The organism is Arthrobacter sp. TE12231, assembly GCF_054062895.1.
This window is the reverse complement of the sequence record NZ_JBSSFS010000001.1, coordinates 2,638,947-2,658,589: the sequence shown is the minus strand read 5'-3', so window position 1 is coordinate 2,658,589 and position 19,643 is coordinate 2,638,947. Positions and strand designations below refer to the sequence as shown.

Annotated in this window: 13 protein-coding genes and 2 rRNA genes; 10 read left to right on the top strand and 5 right to left on the bottom strand. The window is 65.1% G+C overall.

The genetic code is table 11. From position 1 onward, the window contains the following. The first annotated feature begins 75 nt into the window (after positions 1 to 75). Both ACVWYS_RS11990 and rrf read left to right on the top strand, forming a co-directional pair. A 23S ribosomal RNA gene (locus ACVWYS_RS11990) occupies positions 76 to 3,202 on the top strand. A gap of 243 nt (positions 3,203 to 3,445) precedes the next feature. Further along, positions 3,446 to 3,562, top strand: a 5S ribosomal RNA gene (gene rrf, locus ACVWYS_RS11985). A 131-nt stretch (positions 3,563 to 3,693) separates the two neighbouring features. On the opposite strand, the gene ACVWYS_RS11980 is transcribed toward rrf, so the two are convergent. Further along, complete coding sequence (locus ACVWYS_RS11980) at positions 3,694 to 4,275, bottom strand: dihydrofolate reductase family protein (protein WP_344362326.1); 582 nt, start codon at positions 4,273 to 4,275, stop codon at positions 3,694 to 3,696. 31 nt (positions 4,276 to 4,306) lie between these two features. Then, complete coding sequence (locus ACVWYS_RS11975; RefSeq protein WP_344362323.1) at positions 4,307 to 4,495, bottom strand: hypothetical protein; 189 nt, start codon at positions 4,493 to 4,495, stop codon at positions 4,307 to 4,309. On the opposite strand from ACVWYS_RS11975, the gene ACVWYS_RS11970 reads away from it, so the two are divergent. Then, positions 4,494 to 5,108: a TetR/AcrR family transcriptional regulator gene (locus ACVWYS_RS11970; protein ID WP_091255752.1), complete on the top strand. Its 615-nt coding sequence runs from the start codon at positions 4,494 to 4,496 to the stop codon at positions 5,106 to 5,108. The two genes, ACVWYS_RS11975 and ACVWYS_RS11970, sit on opposite strands and share 2 nt — an antisense overlap. Positions 5,109 to 5,131: 23 nt before the next feature. Here the strand turns inward: ACVWYS_RS11970 and ACVWYS_RS11965 are convergent, their stop codons facing one another. The 3 genes from ACVWYS_RS11965 to ACVWYS_RS11955 are packed head-to-tail and all read right to left on the bottom strand — an operon-like array spanning position 5,132 to position 10,397. Next, positions 5,132 to 6,676 (bottom strand): family 43 glycosylhydrolase, encoded by a 1,545-nt coding sequence (locus tag ACVWYS_RS11965; RefSeq protein WP_456509804.1) that lies wholly within the window; start codon positions 6,674 to 6,676, stop codon positions 5,132 to 5,134. 28 nt (positions 6,677 to 6,704) lie between these two features. Next, the gene (locus ACVWYS_RS11960; RefSeq protein WP_456509803.1) at positions 6,705 to 9,101 is read right to left on the bottom strand and encodes a family 78 glycoside hydrolase catalytic domain; all 2,397 of its coding nucleotides are present in this window, start codon (positions 9,099 to 9,101) and stop codon (positions 6,705 to 6,707) included. A 3-nt stretch (positions 9,102 to 9,104) separates the two neighbouring features. Next, positions 9,105 to 10,397: an MFS transporter gene (locus tag ACVWYS_RS11955; protein WP_456509802.1), complete on the bottom strand. Its 1,293-nt coding sequence runs from the start codon at positions 10,395 to 10,397 to the stop codon at positions 9,105 to 9,107. A 359-nt stretch (positions 10,398 to 10,756) separates the two neighbouring features. Here ACVWYS_RS11955 and ACVWYS_RS11950 point away from each other — a divergent pair, with 359 nt between their 5' ends. The 7 genes from ACVWYS_RS11950 to ACVWYS_RS11920 all read left to right on the top strand — a co-directional run bounded on the left by ACVWYS_RS11950 (position 10,757) and on the right by ACVWYS_RS11920 (position 19,625). Beyond that, positions 10,757 to 12,745: a hypothetical protein gene (locus ACVWYS_RS11950; RefSeq protein WP_456509801.1), complete on the top strand. Its 1,989-nt coding sequence runs from the start codon at positions 10,757 to 10,759 to the stop codon at positions 12,743 to 12,745. A 4-nt stretch (positions 12,746 to 12,749) separates the two neighbouring features. Next, positions 12,750 to 13,739, top strand: a complete 990-nt coding sequence (locus tag ACVWYS_RS11945; protein WP_456509800.1) for an HAD-IIA family hydrolase — start codon at positions 12,750 to 12,752, stop codon at positions 13,737 to 13,739. 9 nt (positions 13,740 to 13,748) lie between these two features. After that, a complete protein-coding gene (locus ACVWYS_RS11940) occupies positions 13,749 to 14,123 on the top strand; it encodes a hypothetical protein (protein WP_456509799.1) in 375 nt (124 codons plus the stop codon). After that, positions 14,120 to 14,932, top strand: a complete 813-nt coding sequence (locus ACVWYS_RS11935; RefSeq protein ID WP_344362303.1) for a TlyA family RNA methyltransferase — start codon at positions 14,120 to 14,122, stop codon at positions 14,930 to 14,932. Before ACVWYS_RS11940 ends, ACVWYS_RS11935 begins: the two co-directional genes overlap by 4 nt. Before the next feature lie 22 nt (positions 14,933 to 14,954). Then, positions 14,955 to 15,992: an NAD kinase gene (locus ACVWYS_RS11930; RefSeq protein WP_116767568.1), complete on the top strand. Its 1,038-nt coding sequence runs from the start codon at positions 14,955 to 14,957 to the stop codon at positions 15,990 to 15,992. A 3-nt stretch (positions 15,993 to 15,995) separates the two neighbouring features. After that, on the top strand, positions 15,996 to 17,732 hold the full coding sequence (gene recN, locus ACVWYS_RS11925) for a DNA repair protein RecN (RefSeq protein ID WP_456509798.1): 1,737 nt from the start codon (positions 15,996 to 15,998) through the stop codon (positions 17,730 to 17,732). Positions 17,733 to 17,819: 87 nt separating this feature from the next. Continuing rightward, complete coding sequence (locus ACVWYS_RS11920) at positions 17,820 to 19,625, top strand: CTP synthase (protein ID WP_456509797.1); 1,806 nt, start codon at positions 17,820 to 17,822, stop codon at positions 19,623 to 19,625. The last annotated feature ends 18 nt before the right edge of the window (positions 19,626 to 19,643 follow it).

Sequence of the window (19,643 nt, the reverse complement as noted above, 5' to 3'; positions counted from 1 at the left end):
TCTGTCGCTGTTGTCCTTCGGGGCGGTGGTGGTGGTTTTCATGGTTCTCTCGAAAATTTCTGATTGATCTTTTGTGGTCAAGTTTTTAAGAGCACACGGTGGATGCCTTGGCATTAGGAGCCGAAGAAGGACGTAGGAATCTGCGATAAGCCTGGGGGAGTCGATAACCGGACTGTGATCCCAGGGTGTCCGAATGGGGAAACCCCGCCAGGGGCGCGAGCTGCCTGGTGACCCGCATCTGAACACATAGGGTGCGTGGAGGGAACGCGGGGAAGTGAAACATCTCAGTACCCGCAGGAAGAGAAAACAATAGTGATTCCGTTAGTAGTGGCGAGCGAACGCGGATCAGGCTAAACCGTTCCATGTGTGATAGCCGGCGGGCGTTGCATGGTCGGGGTTGTGGGACTTTCCATACCAGTTCTGCCGGGCTGGTGAGGTGTGATGTGCAGGCATAGGTGAACGGTCTTGAAAGGCCGGCCGTAGAGGGTGTGAGCCCCGTAACCGAAATGTTGTGTACCGCCTGGTGAAGTATCCCAAGTAGCACGGGGCCCGAGAAATCCCGTGCGAATCTGTCAGGACCACCTGATAAGCCTAAATACTCCCTAATGACCGATAGCGGACCAGTACCGTGAGGGAAAGGTGAAAAGTACCCCGGGAGGGGAGTGAAACAGTACCTGAAACCGTGTGCTTACAATCCGTCGGAGCCAGTCTGATTCTGGTGACGGCGTGCCTTTTGAAGAATGAGCCTGCGAGTTAGTGTTACGTCGCGAGGTTAACCCGTGTGGGGAAGCCGTAGCGAAAGCGAGTCTGAACAGGGCGTTGCAGTGGCGTGATCTAGACCCGAAGCGAAGTGATCTACCCATGGCCAGGTTGAAGCGACGGTAAGACGTCGTGGAGGACCGAACCCACTTCAGTTGAAAATGGAGGGGATGAGCTGTGGGTAGGGGTGAAAGGCCAATCAAACTTCGTGATAGCTGGTTCTCCCCGAAATGCATTTAGGTGCAGCGTTGCGTGTTTCTTACCGGAGGTAGAGCTACTGGATGGCTAATGGGCCCTACAAGGTTACTGACGTCAGCCAAACTCCGAATGCCGGTAAGTGAGAGCGCAGCAGTGAGACTGTGGGGGATAAGCTTCATAGTCGAGAGGGAAACAGCCCAGACCACCAACTAAGGCCCCTAAGCGTGTGCTAAGTGGGAAAGGATGTGGAGTTGCGAAGACAACCAGGAGGTTGGCTTAGAAGCAGCCATCCTTAAAAGAGTGCGTAATAGCTCACTGGTCAAGTGATTCCGCGCCGACAATGTAGCGGGGCTCAAGTACACCGCCGAAGTTGTGGCATTCAGATATTAGCTAAGCCCTTGTGGTTCAGGCGTCTGGATGGGTAGGGGAGCGTCGTGTGGGCGGTGAAGTCGCGGTGTAAACCAGCGGTGGAGCCTACACGAGTGAGAATGCAGGCATGAGTAGCGAAAGACGGGTGAGAAACCCGTCCGCCGAATGATCAAGGGTTCCAGGGTCAAGCTAATCTGCCCTGGGTAAGTCGGGACCTAAGGCGAGGCCGACAGGCGTAGTCGATGGACAACGGGTTGATATTCCCGTACCGGCGAAAAACCGCCCATGTTGAACAGGGGATACTAACCGCCCGAGACCTGCCCGATCACCCTTTGGGTGTGAGGGTTTTGGTGGAGCGCGGGACCTGATCCTGGGAGGCAAGCGTATTAACAGGTGTGACGCAGGAAGGTAGCCGAGCCGGGCGATGGTTGTCCCGGTCTAAGGATGTAGGGCGAACGGTAGGCAAATCCGCCGTTCATGATGCCTGAGATCTGACGGGACCCCCGTAGGGGGGGATTCGGTGATCCTATGCTGCCGAGAAAAGCATCGACGCGAGGTTTTAGCCGCCCGTACCCCAAACCGACACAGGTGATCAGGTAGAGAATACTAAGGCGATCGAGAGAATTATGGTTAAGGAACTCGGCAAAATGCCCCCGTAACTTCGGGAGAAGGGGGGCCCCAACCTTGAACACCACACGCTGGTGGGAGGGGATCGGGGCCGCAGAGACCAGGGGGAAGCGACTGTTTACTAAAAACACAGGTCCGTGCGAAGTCGCAAGACGATGTATACGGACTGACTCCTGCCCGGTGCTGGAAGGTTAAGAGGACCGGTTAGCCGCAAGGCGAAGCTGAGAATTTAAGCCCCAGTAAACGGCGGTGGTAACTATAACCATCCTAAGGTAGCGAAATTCCTTGTCGGGTAAGTTCCGACCTGCACGAATGGAGTAACGACTTCCCCGCTGTCTCAACCATAAACTCGGCGAAATTGCAGTACGAGTAAAGATGCTCGTTACGCGCAGCAGGACGGAAAGACCCCGAGACCTTTACTATAGTTTGGTATTGGTGTTCGGAGTGGCTTGTGTAGGATAGGTGGGAGACGTTGAAGCCCGGACGCCAGTTCGGGTGGAGTCATCGTTGAAATACCACTCTGGTCACTTTGGACATCTAACTTCGGCCCGTAATCCGGGTCAGGGACAGTGCCTGATGGGTAGTTTAACTGGGGCGGTTGCCTCCTAAAAAGTAACGGAGGCGCCCAAAGGTTCCCTCAGCCTGGTTGGCAATCAGGTGTCGAGTGTAAGTGCACAAGGGAGCTTGACTGTGAGAGAGACATCTCGAGCAGGGACGAAAGTCGGGACTAGTGATCCGGCGGTACATTGTGGAATGGCCGTCGCTCAACGGATAAAAGGTACCTCGGGGATAACAGGCTGATCTTGCCCAAGAGTCCATATCGACGGCATGGTTTGGCACCTCGATGTCGGCTCGTCGCATCCTGGGGCTGGAGTAGGTCCCAAGGGTTGGGCTGTTCGCCCATTAAAGCGGTACGCGAGCTGGGTTTAGAACGTCGTGAGACAGTTCGGTCCCTATCCGCTGCGCGCGCAGGAAATTTGAGAAGGGCTGTCCTTAGTACGAGAGGACCGGGACGGACGAACCTCTGGTGTGTCAGTTGTACTGCCAAGTGCACCGCTGATTAGCTACGTTCGGATGGGATAACCGCTGAAAGCATCTAAGCGGGAAGCTCGCTTCGAGATGAGATTTCCATACACCTTGTGTGTGAGAGGCCCCCAGCCAGACCACTGGGTTGATAGGCCGGATGTGGAAGCGAGGACTAACGACTCGTGAAGCTGACCGGTACTAATAGGCCGATAACTTACACCACACACTCTTCCCGCGAACCCGTTTCAAAAGGGGTTCGCACCAGGGGAGGGTACAAAGAAACAAGACTGCTTGCGTCCACTATGTGGTTCCCAACCAACAAACCCGCACCCGCGGCACGTTGCAACAGGAACAAAACCACAACAACATACACAACACCACAACTGCACCAGCAACACCGGTGCAGCAGGTTGTAACCACAGTTTTCCCCGCCACACCCCCAGGGTGAAGGCGGCGGAGCAAGGGTTACGGCGGTCATAGCGTGGGGGAAACGCCCGGTCCCATTCCGAACCCGGAAGCTAAGACCCACAGCGCCGATGGTACTGCACCCGGGAGGGTGTGGGAGAGTAGGTCACCGCCGGAACACCATTACAGGTCGAGGACCCCCAACCACCAGGTTGGGGGTCCTCCCGCATTTAACCGCACCCCGCGAGCGGAGGCCCGATCTTGTGTCACCGTTCGCAGTGGACTTCTTCGCGTACCCGCTCAGATCGGTCAACGGCGCACCCGATAGCGCAGGTGAAGCACCCGGTTGCCCTGAATCACCACATCAGGATCCTCCAACAGGTGCTGCGCGTGGACCGACCCGAAGTAGCGCTTGCCGGACCCGAACACGACGGGTACGACGTCCATGCGCACCTCGTCGACCAGGCCCGCGGCAAGCACCTGGCCACCGACGTCGCCGGCGGCGACCTCGACCATGCGGTCACCCGCAAGCTTCTGCGCCTTGGCCACGGCTGCCTCGACGCCGTCGACGAAGTGAAACGGCGCTTCGGAGTCCCAGCCGTCAGGCTCCGGCCGGTGCGTCACGACGACCACGTGGTCGACCCCGCCCGGAGGTTTCCCGTCCCAGCCGTCCGTCATGTCGAAGACGTGGCGGCCGACGACGGTCGCCCCGATCTGGTCCCAGTACGGCCGGGTGTAGTCGTAGGACGTCTGCGACACCTTCAACTCGCCGCTCTCGTCCAACGGCACGTCACCGCTGGACAACCAGTCGAACAGGGGTCCGGGCTGGTCGTCCTCGTCCGCGATGAAGCCGTCCACCGACACCGAGCTGTACATGACCACCGTGCCCATGGGTCTCTCCTCTGTTTTGGGTGCCCCAAGATTAGCGGCTCTTCGCGGTTCGTGGCGGGTTGACCTGCTGAAGGGTGTTCACGCTGCGCCCGATGTCGAGGTTCACGATCGTCGACATCCACGGCCACGAACCTTGAAGACCCCAGAAAGTACTGCCCAGGCCCGGAGCCGGACCGTTGATTCCTTGTTTCTTGCCACCTTGCGTTACGGTGAAACGCATGGGACTGAAGGCGAGCGGCGGCAGTTATCCGACCGGGGTCCGGCGTCGCGAAAAGATCATCGACGTGGCGACGAAGATGTTCGGTGCGGACGGCTACTACGCGACCCCCATGTCGGCCATTGCGGAAGCTGTCGGCATTAGTGAGAGCGGTCTGGCCCACCACTTCCCGAGCAAGAACGTGCTGCTTCAGGCAGTGGCCGAGCGGCGCCTCATGGAGACGGCGTCCTGGTGGGAATCCCTGCCCGGCTCGGATTCCGGGCTGGACGCCCTCGACGAAATGGTGGAAGCCACCCGTCGCTTCACCGAACAGCCGGGCCTGATTGAACTCTTTGTGCTGTCCATTTCAGAGGCGGCAGACACGCGAAGCCCCGCCCACGCCCGGCTTGCGGCGCAGTACGAGGGCGTAGTGGCATCACTGGTTGCCCGGTGGCAGAAAGCCGTCGACAAGGGCGAGATTCGCCATGACGTGGATCTGGAGCTCGTGGCCAGGGAGTGCATAGCAGTCAGTGATGGACTTCAGGTTCAATGGGTCCTGTCCAACGGCAAAGTCGACATCGTCGCCGGCGTCGCCGAATTCTCCGAAAGCCTCAAGGAACGCCTCCGGGCTGTGTGAATTTGTTGAGGCTGTGAAGTTGCCTAGTACGGGATTTCGAACGCCGGGGGCACTGTCTTGGGGGGCTCCTCGATGAGGACCCGGCCGAACCGGGCAGCACCACCGTTTGATCCCTCATCGACGGCGATGAGCGCAAAGTTAACGTTCACGAACCACTGTGCCGCCTCGGCTGAGAGGAGCCGGGAGTTACCGGACCCTAGTTCCCAGCTCTCGTGCCCCACCGTCGCGGTGAACGTGTACCTGCCGCCGGTTGCCGTGACAGTGAGCCGGAGATCGCCCTGAGCAGGAACAACTGTCTCCGTCTCCGTGAGCATGTCATCGACCACGCGGCGGAAGGAGACGGCCCTGCCCGATCCGACCGGCCGCACCAGTGCCGAGAAGAAATGCATCGAGTTGGTATACACGGCGACTCCCGCGGCAACGGCATCATCACTATCCACCGTTGCGGAGAACGTCTGGTCGAATTCACTTTGCGCCCTGAAAAGGGCCCCGACGGGCGGGCGTTCGGTGAGGTCGGGGCCCGCCGGGACTTCGATGAAGTCGTCGGTCTGTTTCCCATTCACGCCAGGTTCGCCGGCCTGCAGTGTGCGCCAGCCCCGCAGCCACAGCGAGTCGGCGACGTCGATCCGGGTTCCCCTGTCCGTGGGGGTCGGAACGTCGTCGAACGCTTCTTCCGTGTGTCCGTCGTGGCCGACGACGGGCCAACCGTCCTCCGTCCAGGTGACGGGTGCGAGGAAGGTTTCCCGTCCCAGCGTGTGATGACTGGAGAAGCGGTCATGGCGCGTTCCCAGGGACACGGCCCACCAGTTGCCGGATGCGTCCTCGACGAAATCGGCGTGCCCAACGGATTGGATCGGGTGTGCCACCCGGTCGCGGTGGGTCAGAATCGGGTTGTGGGGTGCGGGTTCGAACGGGCCCCATGGTGACCTGCTGCGGCCGATGGTCTGCATGTGTCCCTTCCAGCTGCTGCCCTCGGCTCCGGTGAGGTAGTACCAGCCGTCGCGGGTGAACAGGTGGGGTCCCTCGATGTCGTTGCTGGAGAATCCCCGGTTGTTCGCGGTCAGTGGGCGGAACTCGCCCAGCGTGCCCGTTGCGATGTCGATGGGCGCTTGGACGATGGGACCAAGGTTGCCGTCCGGGCGGAACTGAAGGGTACGGCGGGTGTAGTACCAGCGGCCGTCGATGTCACGGAACAAGGAGGGATCGAAGGCTTCCTGGTCGAGCCAGACCGCATCCGACCACGGACCTTCCGGGCTGGTTGCCGTGACGAAGAAGTTGCCCTGGCCCTTCGCCTGGTTGGTGCAGACCAGATAGAACACTCCTTCTTCGTGGCGAAGGGTGGGTGCGAACAGGTTTATGGACCCGGGTTGTCCGTCGCGACGGTACTGTCCCGGTCTCGTCACGGCGAATCCTATGGTGCGCCACGTGACCAGATCGGTGGAATGCGAGATCGGAATTCCCGGGAGGAACCCGAAGCTCGAATTGGCCAGGTAGAAGTCATCACCAACACGAACGACGCTGGGGTCCGGAGCGTGGCCGCGGAGGACGGGGTTTGTGAAGCTGTTCATGCTCTTCCTTTGCTAGGCGCGGACTGTGTCAGGCACGGACACTCTGCTGAAGTGGAACGCTGAAGGTTCGCTGGCCGCCTTCTGCCGTCAGGACTGTCCCGTTCGGCAATTCGACGCGGGCACGGGTTCCGGGCGGGAGCGAAACGTCGAGGACGAAGTCGCCGCCGACGATGCGCCAGGCTGAGGACAGCAAGCCCTGAGGAGTGTGCAGTGATGCCTGTGCCCAGTCGAGTCCGCCGCCGGGGACAGGGGCGATCGTGACGTGACGGTAAGCCGCTTCGTCCGCCGTGGGGTGTTCGGAGAGCCGAATGCCTGCCACGTGCGTGTAGAGGAAGGAAAGGACGGCGGCTTTGCTGTAATGGTTGAGCGAACCCCGGACCTCGCCCTGGGCGACGCCGTCCCACCACTCCCAGACCGTGGTGGCGCCGTTCTCGAGCATGCCGAGCCAGGAAGGGGTGCCCCTGGAAAGCAGGACGGCGTACGCTTCCTCGGCTTTGCCGTGGTCGGCAAGGGCGGGCAACAGTTGCCCGGTGCTGAGGAACCCGGTACCCAGGCGTCCGTTGTTCTCCTCAATCAGCTCGGCAAGTCGCCCCGCGGCGGCCTCCCGGGCCCCGGCAGGGAACAATCCGAAGGCTAAACCGCGGGCATAGTGGGCCTGGGTCTCGATCGAGAGGCGCCCGTAACCGGTGAGGAACTCGCGTTGCCATGCCTCGCGGGCTCCGGCTGCGACAGTGCTGTATTTTGCCTCAAGTTCCTTTTCGCCCAGCACCTTGGCTGACGCGGCGAGGAGTGCGGCTGACCGGTGCAGGAACGCGGTCGCCACAATGCTGTGGTCGGTGGCGGGATTCGGAGCGGGAGGTACGCCGGGTTCGAGCCATTCTCCGAAGTGGAATCCGGAGTCCCAGAGGAACGTCTCCCAGGCGGCGGGGACAGGCCGGCGCTCTGCCCGGGCGGGGTGCCTGTTGCCCGCCGCGGAACGGGCGGCGTAGTCGACCCAGGCCTGCATTGAGGGCAGTTGGCGGCGCAGGATGCCCTCGTCGCCGTAGGCGCGCCACAGTTCCCAGGGGACGACGACGGCGGCGTCGCCCCATCCGGCCGACCCTGCCGAGAGGTCCTCGAAGAGAACGCCCGAGGGTTTGCCGCCCGCGGGGTTGGGCGTGATGGTGGGAACCCGGCCATCGGCCCATTGATCGGCGGCGAGATCGGCGAGCCACTTGTCCGAGAACGCCTGGACGTCGTACAGAAAGGCCGCGGTGCCGACAAATACCTGCCAGTCGCCGGTGAACCCGGAGCGCTCCCGCTGAGGGCAGTCGGTAGGAATCTCGCAGGCGTTTCCCCGGAAGCTCCAGACCCCTGCCGTGTGAAGCGCGTTGAGGGCGGCGTCACTGCAGGAGAACGAGCCGGTGGGCAACAAATCCGTGTGCACGACGACGGCCCGGATGTCCTCGGGATCGAGGGCCCCCGGCAGGCCGTCGATCTGGACGTACCGGAATCCATGCGTCGTGTGCCGGGGCTCGAAGGTTTCACCAGGGCGGCCGGAGGAGATGACTTCGTCAATCTGTCCCGCCGGCAGGAGGTCGCCGGTAGCGAAGATGAAGGACCGCAAGTTCTCCGTGGAAACCAGGCCTGATCCGGCGAGCACTTCCCCGTGGGTCAGCACGAGGTGGGTGTCGCGCGGGCCCAATGAGGTCAGGCGCACCCATCCGTTGAGGTTCTGCCCGAAATCGACGACGGCGGTGCCCGGCCGGGGCGACGACACGCCCACGGGCGGGAGGGTGTCGATCCGGCGCACAGGCTCCGCGCTTGTAGGGATCAGCCGTGACCCGTCGTCGTAGAGGGCGCCGGTTCCAATGCTGACCGCTGACCACGGTCCGTCGACGCCGCCGTCGCCGTCGAGCCGGCGGAAGTCGACGGACTGGCCGTCCATCAGGTCAGCCCGAATGATGTGGCTCGGAGCCGAACTCCAGGTGCCGTCCGACACGACATGGAACGCTTCGCCGGAACCGGAGGACCCTTTGAGTCCGAGCAGCACTGCGGTTTCGATGCCGAATCCATCGGCACGGCGTTCGAAGCCGTGCCGTCCGCGGAACCATCCGTCACTTAGAAGCACCTCGACGCGGTTGGTGCCACCGTGAAGGTAGCCCGCAACGTCCCATTCGAACACCTGCAGCCGCTTCCGGTAGGCGGTGAACCCGGGAACGAGTTCTTCGTCCCCGACCCTCCGGCCATTGAGGAAGACCTCGATGATGCCATGGGCCGTCGCAGCGAGAGTTGCCGCTGCCACGTCGGCGGGCAACTCGACGTCGAGGCGCACAACATACGCCGGCCGGGAACCGGGGCCCGGGTCGACAGGTTCGCAGGGGCGGATCCATGCCGCGCCGTCCAGGAGTTCTGTGAACGCGGGTTCGGGAGAAGAGTGCGGCATGGTTCAGCGGACCTTTACAAAGAGGATGGTGACGGCAGACAGCAGTGCGATCCCGCCGAGGATGCAGAAGAACGGGACGTAGGCGGCGGCTGACGTGAGCACGAGCACGCCAAGAAGCGGCACCACAATGGCGGGCGCCGTCGTCGAGACCTGGTACACCGCCATGGCCTTGGCTGTTTGGGCAGAATCCGGGACGACCGAGGCCGCGATTGCCACGTCGACCGTCAGATAAAAAGCCAGGCCGATCGAGAACACGATGTACGCGACCAGAAATCCGTCCGCGCTCTGCAGCAGGGCGGCGATGAGGATGCCCGCGGCAGCGATCACCGCTGCCCCGACGACGAAGATCTTGCGGCGGTTCATCTTGTCCGACAGAAATCCGGCGGCAACCGTGAATACGAAGCCGATGGGGGTGGTGATCAAGGTGACGAATGTGTAGCGGGCCGTTGCGTCCTGAAGCGACAACCCGGTCACGTCAGTCAGGAAATAGGTGGAGTAGGTCTGGAGACCGACCATGGCGATTCCAAAAAGGAGCCGGCTAATCCAGTTCCAGGCGAAGCTCGGGTGATGCAACGGGTTGATGAAAAAGCTCCCCGCGAACTCGCGGACGGAATAGCGGGGAAGCGCCGCCGCGTCAGCAGGAATGACATCAGCTTTGGCAATCACCATCGACAGGCCCAGCACGAAGAGCACGGCAACGGCGGCCGGGGCGACCATCATGGTGACCGGATCTGCAACGTTTGCGCTGGCGAAGGCGATGCCGCCGAGGACAACGAGGCCCGTCACGACGCCGATCCCGGCGGACGTCCGGGCGCGCAGTCGTTCGGGTATGAAGTCGGGCACCAAGGCCAGGAAGGCGGCGATGACCGCGCTGAAGCCCAGCTGTGAAATCGCCCAGCCTGCGGCCACTATGGCGACATTGGATGCAGTCCCGACGACGATGGCGCCGGCAAGCACGGTCAGCGACCCGCCGACGAGCCACGGGCGGCGTCGGCCGAAGCGCCCTCGGGTGCGGTCAGACAGGCTGCCGAACAGCGGCAACATGACGACGGAAATCAGCGCGCCGATCAATATGACAGTGGAGAGGCCCAACGCCTTGCCTGTCGGATCGACCCCGAAGATCCGAATGGAGAGGCTCACGATCGACGGCGTGAGGAACGCGAAGTAGATGGCGGCAGCCGTCAGGATCAGGGTCGCAGCGAAAAGCCCGGGCCGCTTCAGGGGGAGCGTGGGGTGCCCGGCTACGGGAGTTAAGGCAGTAGCTGCCGGCGCGTCCGCGCCAATGCTGGTGGTCACAGGAACTCCTTTGTCTGTGTGGTTTCAGTCGGTTGCCAGACGGCGCCGGCGGTCGCTGGGCTCTTTCGGCAAGAACATTAGCGAAAGTATGACATAAAAAACCAAGGATTCACTGTTTTTTCTCGTGAGGTGATGGACCCGGCAACCCGGGACGGAACTGCACGGCAGGCTGCTGTGAGTCCTGCCACCGCGGGGCCCTATTGGTGCGATGCCGTTAGTCCGTGACGGGTTGCTCGCCTAGAATTGGGGGAGATGTACGGACTTCGAAGCGCTTGATTTCGGGTTGCGTAGGAAACGAAACACGGAAAAGAGCGGCTGCGATTGCGCCAGTGGTCAGCTCGCAACAGGAGGATTCCAGCATGGCTGAGCACAACGACGGAAACCGCGGCGGCAAAGCCCGCGACAACACTGGCGGGGCCCCGTACCGCGGCACGAGCAACTCGGGCGGCGATCCTCGCGGCTTCCGCGCCAGGGATGACCGTAAGCCGTATGGCGATCGTGCTCCGCGTGAGGGTGGCGAACAGCGCAGCTATGGCGGCGGCGACCGTAAGCCGTATGCCGGCGGCGGTGACCGCAAGCCGTACGGCGATCGCGCCCCGCGTGAAGGCGGAGCGGGCCGTAGCTATGGCGGCGGTGACCGTAAGCCGTATGGCGATCGTGCTCCGCGTGAGGGTGGCGAGCAGCGCAGCTATGGCGGCGGCGACCGCAAGCCGTATGCCGGCGGTGACCGCAAGCCTTACTCCGGCGGCGGTGACCGTAAGCCGTATGGTGATCGTGCTCCGCGTGAGGGTGGCGAGCAGCGCAGCTACGGCGGCGGTGACCGCAAGCCTTATGCCGGTAGCGGTGACCGTAAGCCGTATGGTGATCGTGCTCCGCGTGAAGGCGGAGCGGGCCGTAGCTTCAGCGGCGGCGACCGCAAGCCTTATGCCGGTGGCGACCGTAAGCCATATGGTGATCGTGCCCCGCGTGAGGGTGGCGACCAGCGCAGCTACGGCGGCGGTGACCGCAAGCCGTACGCTGGCGGCGACCGTAAGCCGTATGGCGATCGTGCTCCGCGTGAAGGCGGAGCGGGCCGCAGCTTCGGTGGCGGCGATCGTGACCGCAAGCCGTATTCCGGTGGCGGCGATCGTGACCGCAAGCCGTATTCCGGTGGCGACAACCGCAAGCCCTTCGGCAACCGTGAAGACCGTCCGGCACGCAGCTTCGACCGCGGCGACTCGGGTCCCCGCCAGTTCGGCCGTGACCGCCCCGAGGATCGTCCCGTGCGCGTGCCGAACGCCGCCGATCTCCGCAGCGCCAACCGTCCCGACCGTGAGCGATCACCGCAGATCGACGAGGACGTCACGGGCAAGGAACTTGACCGCGCCACGCAGCACCAGATCAAGACCCTCGAAGGTACCAGCGCCGAATGGGTGGCCCGCCACCTGGTCATGGCGGGACGGCTCCTGGACGAGGAGCCGGAACTTGCCTTCCAGCACGCCCTCGCAGCCAGCCGCCGTGGCGGCCGCCTTGCGTCCGTCCGCGAAGCTGTCGGCCTGACCGCCTACGCCGCCGGACACTATGGTGAAGCCCTGCGGGAATTCCGGACCTACCGGCGAATCAGCGGCTCCAACATGCACCTGCCGGTCATGGCCGACTGCGAGCGGGGCCTTGGACGCCCGGACCGTGCCCTGGATATGGCCCGGTCCGAAGAAGCCAAGGACCTCGACGCCCCGGGCAAGGTGGAACTGGCTATCGTCGCCGCCGGTGCCCGCACCGACCTCGGGCAGCTCGATGCCGCGGTATCCGAGCTGGAGATCGCGCAGCTGGACATCAACCGTGCCTTTTCCTACAGCCCTCGTCTGTTCCGTGCATACGCCGAAGCCCTGACGGCCGCCGGCCGCGCGGCCGAGGCCGCCAAGTGGCAGCGGCAGGCCGTCGTGGCCGAAAACGCGCTGGGCCTCGGGGCGGAAGAGGAACCTGACATCATCGACCTCGGCTGGGACGAGGAAGAAGAAGCGCGTGAGGAAGAGCGCCAGCGCCGGCTCCGCGCCCAGGAAGCCCAGGAGGTCGCAGCCGCGCACGCCGGGGCCGACGAGCGTGCACTACGGGTCGCCGGCGCCGCTGTAGCCGCGGAAGTCACCGGCGCCGCTGCGGCGGAGACCGCCCTGAACCCGATCGACGAAGTCTCCGACGACGCCGAAGCCGGCCACTTCGAGTCCGACGACGCCGAGTCGGACCAGGATTCCCTCGAAGCCGACGTCCTCGATGAATCCGACGAAGAAACCGACGAAGAGTCGGACGCCATCGCGGATCAGGAAGTCGTCGAAGACTCCGAGACGGCCCAGCGCGAGCGGGTGGAGGACTAGTCGCATGACCGGACCCGCACTGATCTCCACCTTCGATGCGCTCCTTTCCGACCTGGACGGTGTGGTCTATGCAGGACCCCACGCCATTCCCGGGGCGGTGGAGTCGCTGCGCCGGCTGGCCGGTGTCGGCGTCGGACTTGGCTACGTCACCAACAACGCGTCCCGCTCTCCCGCGCAGGTGGCGCAACACCTGCGCGAGCTCGGCGCCCCCGCCGAGGACCACCAGGTGGTGAGCTCCTCGCAGGCGGCGGCAGCGCTGCTTGCCTCGATGCTGCCGGCCGGGGCGCACGTGCTCATCACGGGCAGCGCCGCGCTGGCAAAGGAGATTGAGCTGGTGGGCCTGGTTCCCGTCCGCAGCGCGGCGGAAAATCCCGTCGCCGTCGTCCAGGGCTTTAGCCCGGACCTCGGGTGGAAGGATCTTGCCGAGGCGTCGTACGTCGTCGCTGGCGGTGCGCTGTGGGTGGCGACCAACACTGACATGTCCATTCCCCAGGCGCGCGGAATGGCCCCGGGCAACGGGACCCTCGTGGCGGCCGTGGCCGCCGCGACCGGCAAGGCCCCGATCGTGGCCGGCAAGCCCGAGGCGCCGTTGTTCCATACCGCCGCCAAGCGGCTGGCCGCGGACCGGCCGCTCGTCGTCGGCGACCGCCTGGACACCGACATCCTGGGCGGCAACAACGCCGGATTCGCCACCGTGGCTGTCTTGACCGGCGTGGACACCAAGGAATCGATCCTCGCCGCACGGACCAGGGAGCGCCCCGATTTCCTCATCAATGACCTGACCGGCCTGTACGCTCCGTACCCTGCTGTGGAGCACGACGCCGGGCGGTTCCGCAGCGGCATCGCCTCGGCGATCGTCCGTGGCCAGTCCGTCCACATCACCGGCGATCCCGCTGACCTCGATTCATGGCGTGCCGCCTGTTCGGCCTGGTGGGCCGCGAACCCCGAGACGACCAGCGCGCTGGCTCCGGTCCTCGAGTGGCTCGATCACTAGACTGGACCCATGACCGAGCAGAACCAGCAGCCACACCCGGCGCCAAACGTGGAGCCTGCCCAGGCACCGCATGATGCGCCGGACCGCGACTTCGGGCCCGGAACGGCGAGTGACGCCGCTGGGGAAGCGCCGGCACTCGCGGCCGACATCGACTGGCCCGCGCTGCCACCCCACCAAACACAAGGGCGGCAGGCGCAGATCCAGGACCCGGCTGTCAGCGCCGTGCTGGACCGGCTCGCCGCCGTACGGCTGACGCCGGTCTCCGAGCACGGCGAGGCCTATGCCGGCATGCACGATGCCCTGCTGGAGGCCCTGAACGAAGACGTGGCTTCCGGCGCCGGCATAGCGCGCCGCATCCATGGCGCGGGGGACGGGGGATCGTGAGCCGGCTTGACCAGGCCCTCGTCAGCCGCGGGCTGGCGAGGTCCCGCACCCACGCCGCCCGCCTGATTTCCGAGGGCAAGGTGAGCTCCGGCGGCGAAGTCCTCGCCAAAGCCTCCCTGCAGATTCCGGAAGACGCCGCGCTGGACGTTGCTGCCTCCGCCGAGGACGGCTATGTCAGCCGCGCCGGGCACAAACTGGCCGGCGCCCTGGACGCCTTTCCCGCCGTCGACGTCGCGGGCAAACGGTGCCTCGACGCCGGCGCCTCCACCGGCGGGTTCACGGATGTGCTGCTCCGGCGCGGAGCCGGCCACGTGGTCGCCGTCGACGTCGGGCACGGCCAACTGGTCCCGGAAATCCGGAACGACGCCCGGGTCTCCGTCCATGAAGGCCTCAACGTGCGCTACATGACGCCCGCGGAGATCGGCGGACCGGCCGCCTTGACCGTGGCGGACCTGTCCTTCATCTCGCTGACCCTCGTAGTGGCGCCCCTGGCAGCCTGCACCGAACCCGGCGGCGACCTCGTCCTCATGGTCAAGCCGCAATTCGAGATCGGCAAGGATCGCCTGGGCCGGACCGGCGTGGTCACCTCGGAGCGGGAACGCCGGCTCGCCGTCGGCAAGGTGGCCGCCGCAGCGGTGGACGCGGGCCTGGACCTCAAAGGCCTCGCCCAAAGCCCGCTGCCGGGCCAGGACGGCAATGTCGAGTACTTCCTGTGGATAAAACGCGCGATGTCGGAAGTCCCGCCTAAGATCGAGGAGCGGGACGCAGCCGTTGCTGCGTTGCTCGGAACAATCTGGCCGAACCACTAGTACCACCAGAAGGCGGAACCCGATGAGCAGGCGTGTCCTCATCCTTGCCCACACAGGGCGCGAGGAGTCCCTCAAGGCTGCCTGGGAGGCGTGCGCCCAGCTGCATGGCTCCGGCCTGATCCCCGTGATGCAGAAGACCGAACTCGGGGACATGGTCCGCTTCTTCGGCCGGCTCGACCACCCCGTCGAGGTCCTCCACGACCACGTGAAGCTGCCCGACGTCGAACTCGTCATGGTGCTGGGCGGGGATGGCACCATCCTCCGGGCCGCCGAGCTCGTCCGCGAAGTCGACGTCCCGCTGCTCGGCGTGAACCTCGGCCACGTGGGTTTCCTGGCCGAAAGCGAGCGAGCCGACCTCGCCCAGACCGTCGAATGGATCGCGAGCCGTGAATACACGGTGGAGGAGCGGATGACGATCGACGTGCAGGTCTGGGTCCGCGGCCAGAAGATCTGGCACACCTGGGCCCTCAACGAGGCGGCGATCGAAAAGGGCAACCGGGAACGGATGCTCGAGGTGGTCACGGAAGTCGACGAACGCCCCCTGACCTCTTTCGGCTGCGACGGCGTCGTCCTGGCCACTCCCACCGGCTCCACGGCGTACGCGTTTTCCGCCGGCGGCCCCGTGGTGTGGCCCGAAGTCGAGGCCTTGTTGATCGTGCCCATCAGCGCCCATGCCCTCTTCGCCAAACCACTTGTGGTCTCGCCCCGGTCCAGGCTCGCCGTCGAGATCCTGAACCGGACCGACGCCCAGGGCGTGCTGTGGTGCGACGGCCGCCGCTCCGTGGACCTGCCGCCGGGCGCGCGCGTCGAAGTGACCCGCTCCGCCACCCCGGTGCGGCTGGCCAGGACGCACCAGACGCCCTTCTCCGGCAGGCTGGTACGCAAATTCGAGCTGCCGATTCAGGGCTGGCGCGGTCCCATGCCTCAGGCGGAGGCCATCCACACCGGACCCGTCCCGATTATCCGCACACCCCGTCCCATGCCGCCGCTGCCCTCGCCGCGCCACGCAGGGCACGGCGACGCACCCGATCCATCGCCAGACCCCTCAACCGAGAAGTGAACCATGCTTGAAGAACTGAGAATCCGCGACCTCGGCGTCATCACCGACGCCATCTTGCCGCTGGGCCCGGGCCTCAGCGTGGTGACCGGTGAGACCGGCGCCGGCAAAACCATGGTGGTCACCGCCGTCGGCCTTCTCCTCGGCGCCAGGTCAGACGCCGGCGCCGTCCGCAGCGGCGCGAAGAGCGCCTCCGCGGAGGCCGTGCTGAAGCTCGACGCCGGACACGCCGCCATCGCGCGGGCCCGCGAGGCGGGCGCGGAGATCGAGGAGTTCGACGGCGGCGCGGAGCTGTTGCTGGCCCGCAGCGTCGGCGCCGACGGCCGCAGCCGCGCATACGTGGGCGGACGCGCCGCGCCGGTCGGCGTGCTCGCCGAAATCGGCGAAACGCTTGTGGTGGTGCACGGACAATCGGACCAGATCCGGCTCAAGAGCCCGGTGGCGCAACGCGGCGCTTTGGACAAGTTCGCCGGCGACAGCCTCGCCAAGACACTGGCTACCTATCAGGAGCTCTACGCCCACTGGCACGCCAGCCAGGGTGAGCTGGATGCCTTGCGCAGTGCCGCCCGGGAGCGCCTCCGCGAGGCCGAGTCGCTGCAGGCTGCTCTCGCCGAGATCGACGGCGTCGACCCGCAGCCGGGGGAGGACGAGGCCCTGAAGGCCGAGGCCGTGAAGCTGGCCAACGTCGAGGAACTGCGGATTGCGGCCAGCACCGCCCACCAGGCGCTCATCGCCGAGGACTTCGGCGAAGACGCCGACGCCACCACCTTGGTGGATGCCGCCAAGCGCACCCTGGAGCACGTGGCCGAACACGACGAGGAGCTGGGCTCGGCCGCGGCGCGCCTGGCAGAGGTCGGTTTCCTGCTCAACGACATCGCCACCGAGCTCGCCAGCTACCAGGCCGCCCTGGACACCGAGGGTCCGGAGCGGCTCGCCGAGATCGAGGACCGCCGGGCGGTGCTGGCCAAGCTGGTCCGGAAGTACGCGCCGAGCATCGACGAGGTTCTGGTCTGGGCCGAGCAAGCCCGCGCCCGTTACGACGAACTGCAGGACGACTCCACCCGGATCGAGGCGCTGGATGCCGAGGTCACCCGCGCCGAAACCGGGCTCCGGAAGCAGGCCGCCGCGATCAGCAAGGCGCGCACCAAGGCCGCGAAGGACCTCTCTGCCCGGGTCAGCGCGGAGCTGGCGGCGCTGGCCATGGCCGACGCCACCCTGGTCATCAATGTGGAACCAACAGAGCAGCTGGGACCGTTCGGCGCCGACGAGATCTCCTTCCTGCTCCAGCCGCACTCCGGGGCCCCGGCCCGGCCGCTGGGCAAGGGGGCCTCGGGCGGTGAACTCTCCCGCGTCATGCTCGCCATCGAGGTGGTGCTGGCCGCCGTCGACCCCGTCCCGACGTTCGTCTTCGACGAGGTCGACGCCGGCGTGGGCGGCCGCGCCGCCGTCGAGATCGGGCGCCGGCTGGCGATGCTGGCCCGGCACGTCCAGGTCCTCGTGGTGACCCACCTGCCGCAGGTGGCGGCCTTCGCGAACCAGCACATCCGGGTCACGAAGACCTCCGTCCGGGGCGCAGACGGCGCCACCGCCACCGGCTTCACCTCCAGCGACGTTCAGCTGCTGGACGAGGCCGAGCGCGTCCGCGAGCTGGCCCGCATGCTCGCCGGCCAGGAGGACTCGGAATCGGCCCAGGCCCACGCCCAGGAGCTGCTGGACGACGCCAAGCTCCTCCCGCAGATCTGAGGGGCCCGCCAGTACCGCAGCAACGACCGCCGCTAGGACAACAATCACATCGGGATCCCGCCAAAGAACCCGTGGAAGGCCGAATTGATGATAAGCTCAAACCCCGTGGTGCAGCGATCAAACTCTCGTGTAAATTCCCGGTTTCCGGGCTCGTCCAAGACGACCAAACACATCTTCGTCACCGGTGGTGTAGCGTCCTCGCTCGGTAAGGGACTGACGGCTTCGAGCCTCGGCCACCTCCTGCGGGCTCGCGGTCTGTCTGTAACAATGCAAAAGCTCGATCCCTATCTGAACGTGGATCCGGGCACGATGAACCCCTTCCAGCACGGCGAAGTCTTCGTCACTGACGACGGCGCCGAAACGGACCTGGACATCGGCCACTACGAACGCTTCCTCGATGAAAACCTCGAAGGCTCGGCCAACGTCACAACCGGCCAGGTCTACTCGACTGTCATCGCCAAGGAACGCCGCGGCGAATACCTCGGCGACACCGTCCAAGTCATCCCGCACATCACCGATGAGATCAAGCGCCGCATGCGGCTGCCCGCCGAGGGCAAGAACGCCCCGGACGTCATCATCACCGAAATCGGCGGGACCGTGGGCGACATCGAGTCCCAGCCGTTCCTCGAATCCGCCCGCCAGGTCCGCCAGGACATCGGGCGCAACAACGTGTTCTTCCTCCACGTATCGCTCGTGCCGTACATCGGGCCGTCCCAGGAGCTCAAGACCAAGCCGACGCAGCACTCCGTTGCCGCGCTGCGCTCCATCGGCATCCAGCCGGAGGCAATCGTGATCCGTTCGGACCGCGACGTCCCGCAGCCGATGCGCGAGAAGATCGGCCGCATGTGCGACGTCGACATCGACGCCGTGATCGGCTGCCCGGACGCGCCCAGCATCTACGACATCCCCAAGACCCTGCACTCCCAGGGCCTGGACTCGTACATCGTCCGTGCCCTGGACCTGCCGTTCAAGGACGTGGACTGGACCAGCTGGGACAAGCTGCTCGACGCCGTCCACAACCCGAAGCACGAGGTTGAGATCGCCCTCGTCGGCAAGTACATCGACCTGCCGGACGCCTACCTGTCCGTCACGGAGGCCCTGCGCGCCGGCGGCTTCGCCAACGACACCAAGGTCAAGATCCGCTGGGTCCCCTCCGACGAATGCGAAACCCGCGAGGGCGCCGTGCAGTCCCTCGCCGGCGTCGACGCCATCTGCGTTCCGGGCGGCTTCGGCATCCGCGGCCTCGAAGGCAAGCTGGGCGCCCTGAAGTATGCCCGCGAAACCAAGCTCCCGGTCCTGGGCCTCTGCCTGGGCCTGCAGTGCATGGTGATCGAGTACGCCCGCAACGTGGTCGGCCTCGAAGGCGCATCCTCCTCCGAGTTCGAGCCTGACTCCAAGTACCCGGTCATCGCCACGATGGAAGAACAGCTGGACATCGTTGACGGCAAGGGCGACCTCGGCGGCACCATGCGCCTGGGCCTCTACGAAGCCAAGCTCGATGAAGGCTCCGTTGTTGCCGAAACGTACGGCGCCACCAAGGTCAGCGAACGGCACCGGCACCGCTACGAGGTCAACAACAAGTACCGGGATCAGATTGCCGCCAAGGGGCTCTCCTTCTCCGGAACGTCGCCCGACGGCAAGCTGGTCGAGTTCGTGGAACTTCCCCGCGACGTCCACCCGTACTACGTGGCCACACAGGCGCACCCCGAGCTCAGCTCGCGGCCCACGCGCCCGCACCCGCTCTTCGCGGGCCTGGTCAAGGCGGCCCTGGATCACCAGCACGCCGCCGACGCTGCGCCGGCGGCAAGTGCCGGCGCTAGCGCCACGGCAGAAGCCCCGGCTACCGCCCCGGCCGCTGCCGCCAAGCCCTCGTCGGCAGCAGTGTCCAAGTAATTTCCAACTGAATCAAAG

Excerpts from the sequence above, each read along its gene's own strand:
- ACVWYS_RS11930 (WP_116767568.1), top strand. The coding sequence starts at position 14,955 with ATGAGCAGGCGTGTCCTCATCCTTGCCCACACAGGGCGCGAGGAGTCC.
- ACVWYS_RS11975 (WP_344362323.1), bottom strand. The coding sequence starts at position 4,495 with ATGCGTTTCACCGTAACGCAAGGTGGCAAGAAACAAGGAATCAACGGT.
- ACVWYS_RS11945 (WP_456509800.1), top strand. The coding sequence starts at position 12,750 with ATGACCGGACCCGCACTGATCTCCACCTTCGATGCGCTCCTTTCCGAC.
- ACVWYS_RS11970 (WP_091255752.1), top strand. The coding sequence starts at position 4,494 with ATGGGACTGAAGGCGAGCGGCGGCAGTTATCCGACCGGGGTCCGGCGT.
- ACVWYS_RS11950 (WP_456509801.1), top strand. The coding sequence starts at position 10,757 with ATGGCTGAGCACAACGACGGAAACCGCGGCGGCAAAGCCCGCGACAAC.
- ACVWYS_RS11960 (WP_456509803.1), bottom strand. The coding sequence starts at position 9,101 with ATGCCGCACTCTTCTCCCGAACCCGCGTTCACAGAACTCCTGGACGGC.
- recN (WP_456509798.1), top strand. The coding sequence starts at position 15,996 with ATGCTTGAAGAACTGAGAATCCGCGACCTCGGCGTCATCACCGACGCC.
- ACVWYS_RS11920 (WP_456509797.1), top strand. The coding sequence starts at position 17,820 with ATGATAAGCTCAAACCCCGTGGTGCAGCGATCAAACTCTCGTGTAAAT.
- ACVWYS_RS11965 (WP_456509804.1), bottom strand. The coding sequence starts at position 6,676 with ATGAACAGCTTCACAAACCCCGTCCTCCGCGGCCACGCTCCGGACCCC.
- ACVWYS_RS11980 (WP_344362326.1), bottom strand. The coding sequence starts at position 4,275 with ATGGGCACGGTGGTCATGTACAGCTCGGTGTCGGTGGACGGCTTCATC.
- ACVWYS_RS11940 (WP_456509799.1), top strand. The coding sequence starts at position 13,749 with ATGACCGAGCAGAACCAGCAGCCACACCCGGCGCCAAACGTGGAGCCT.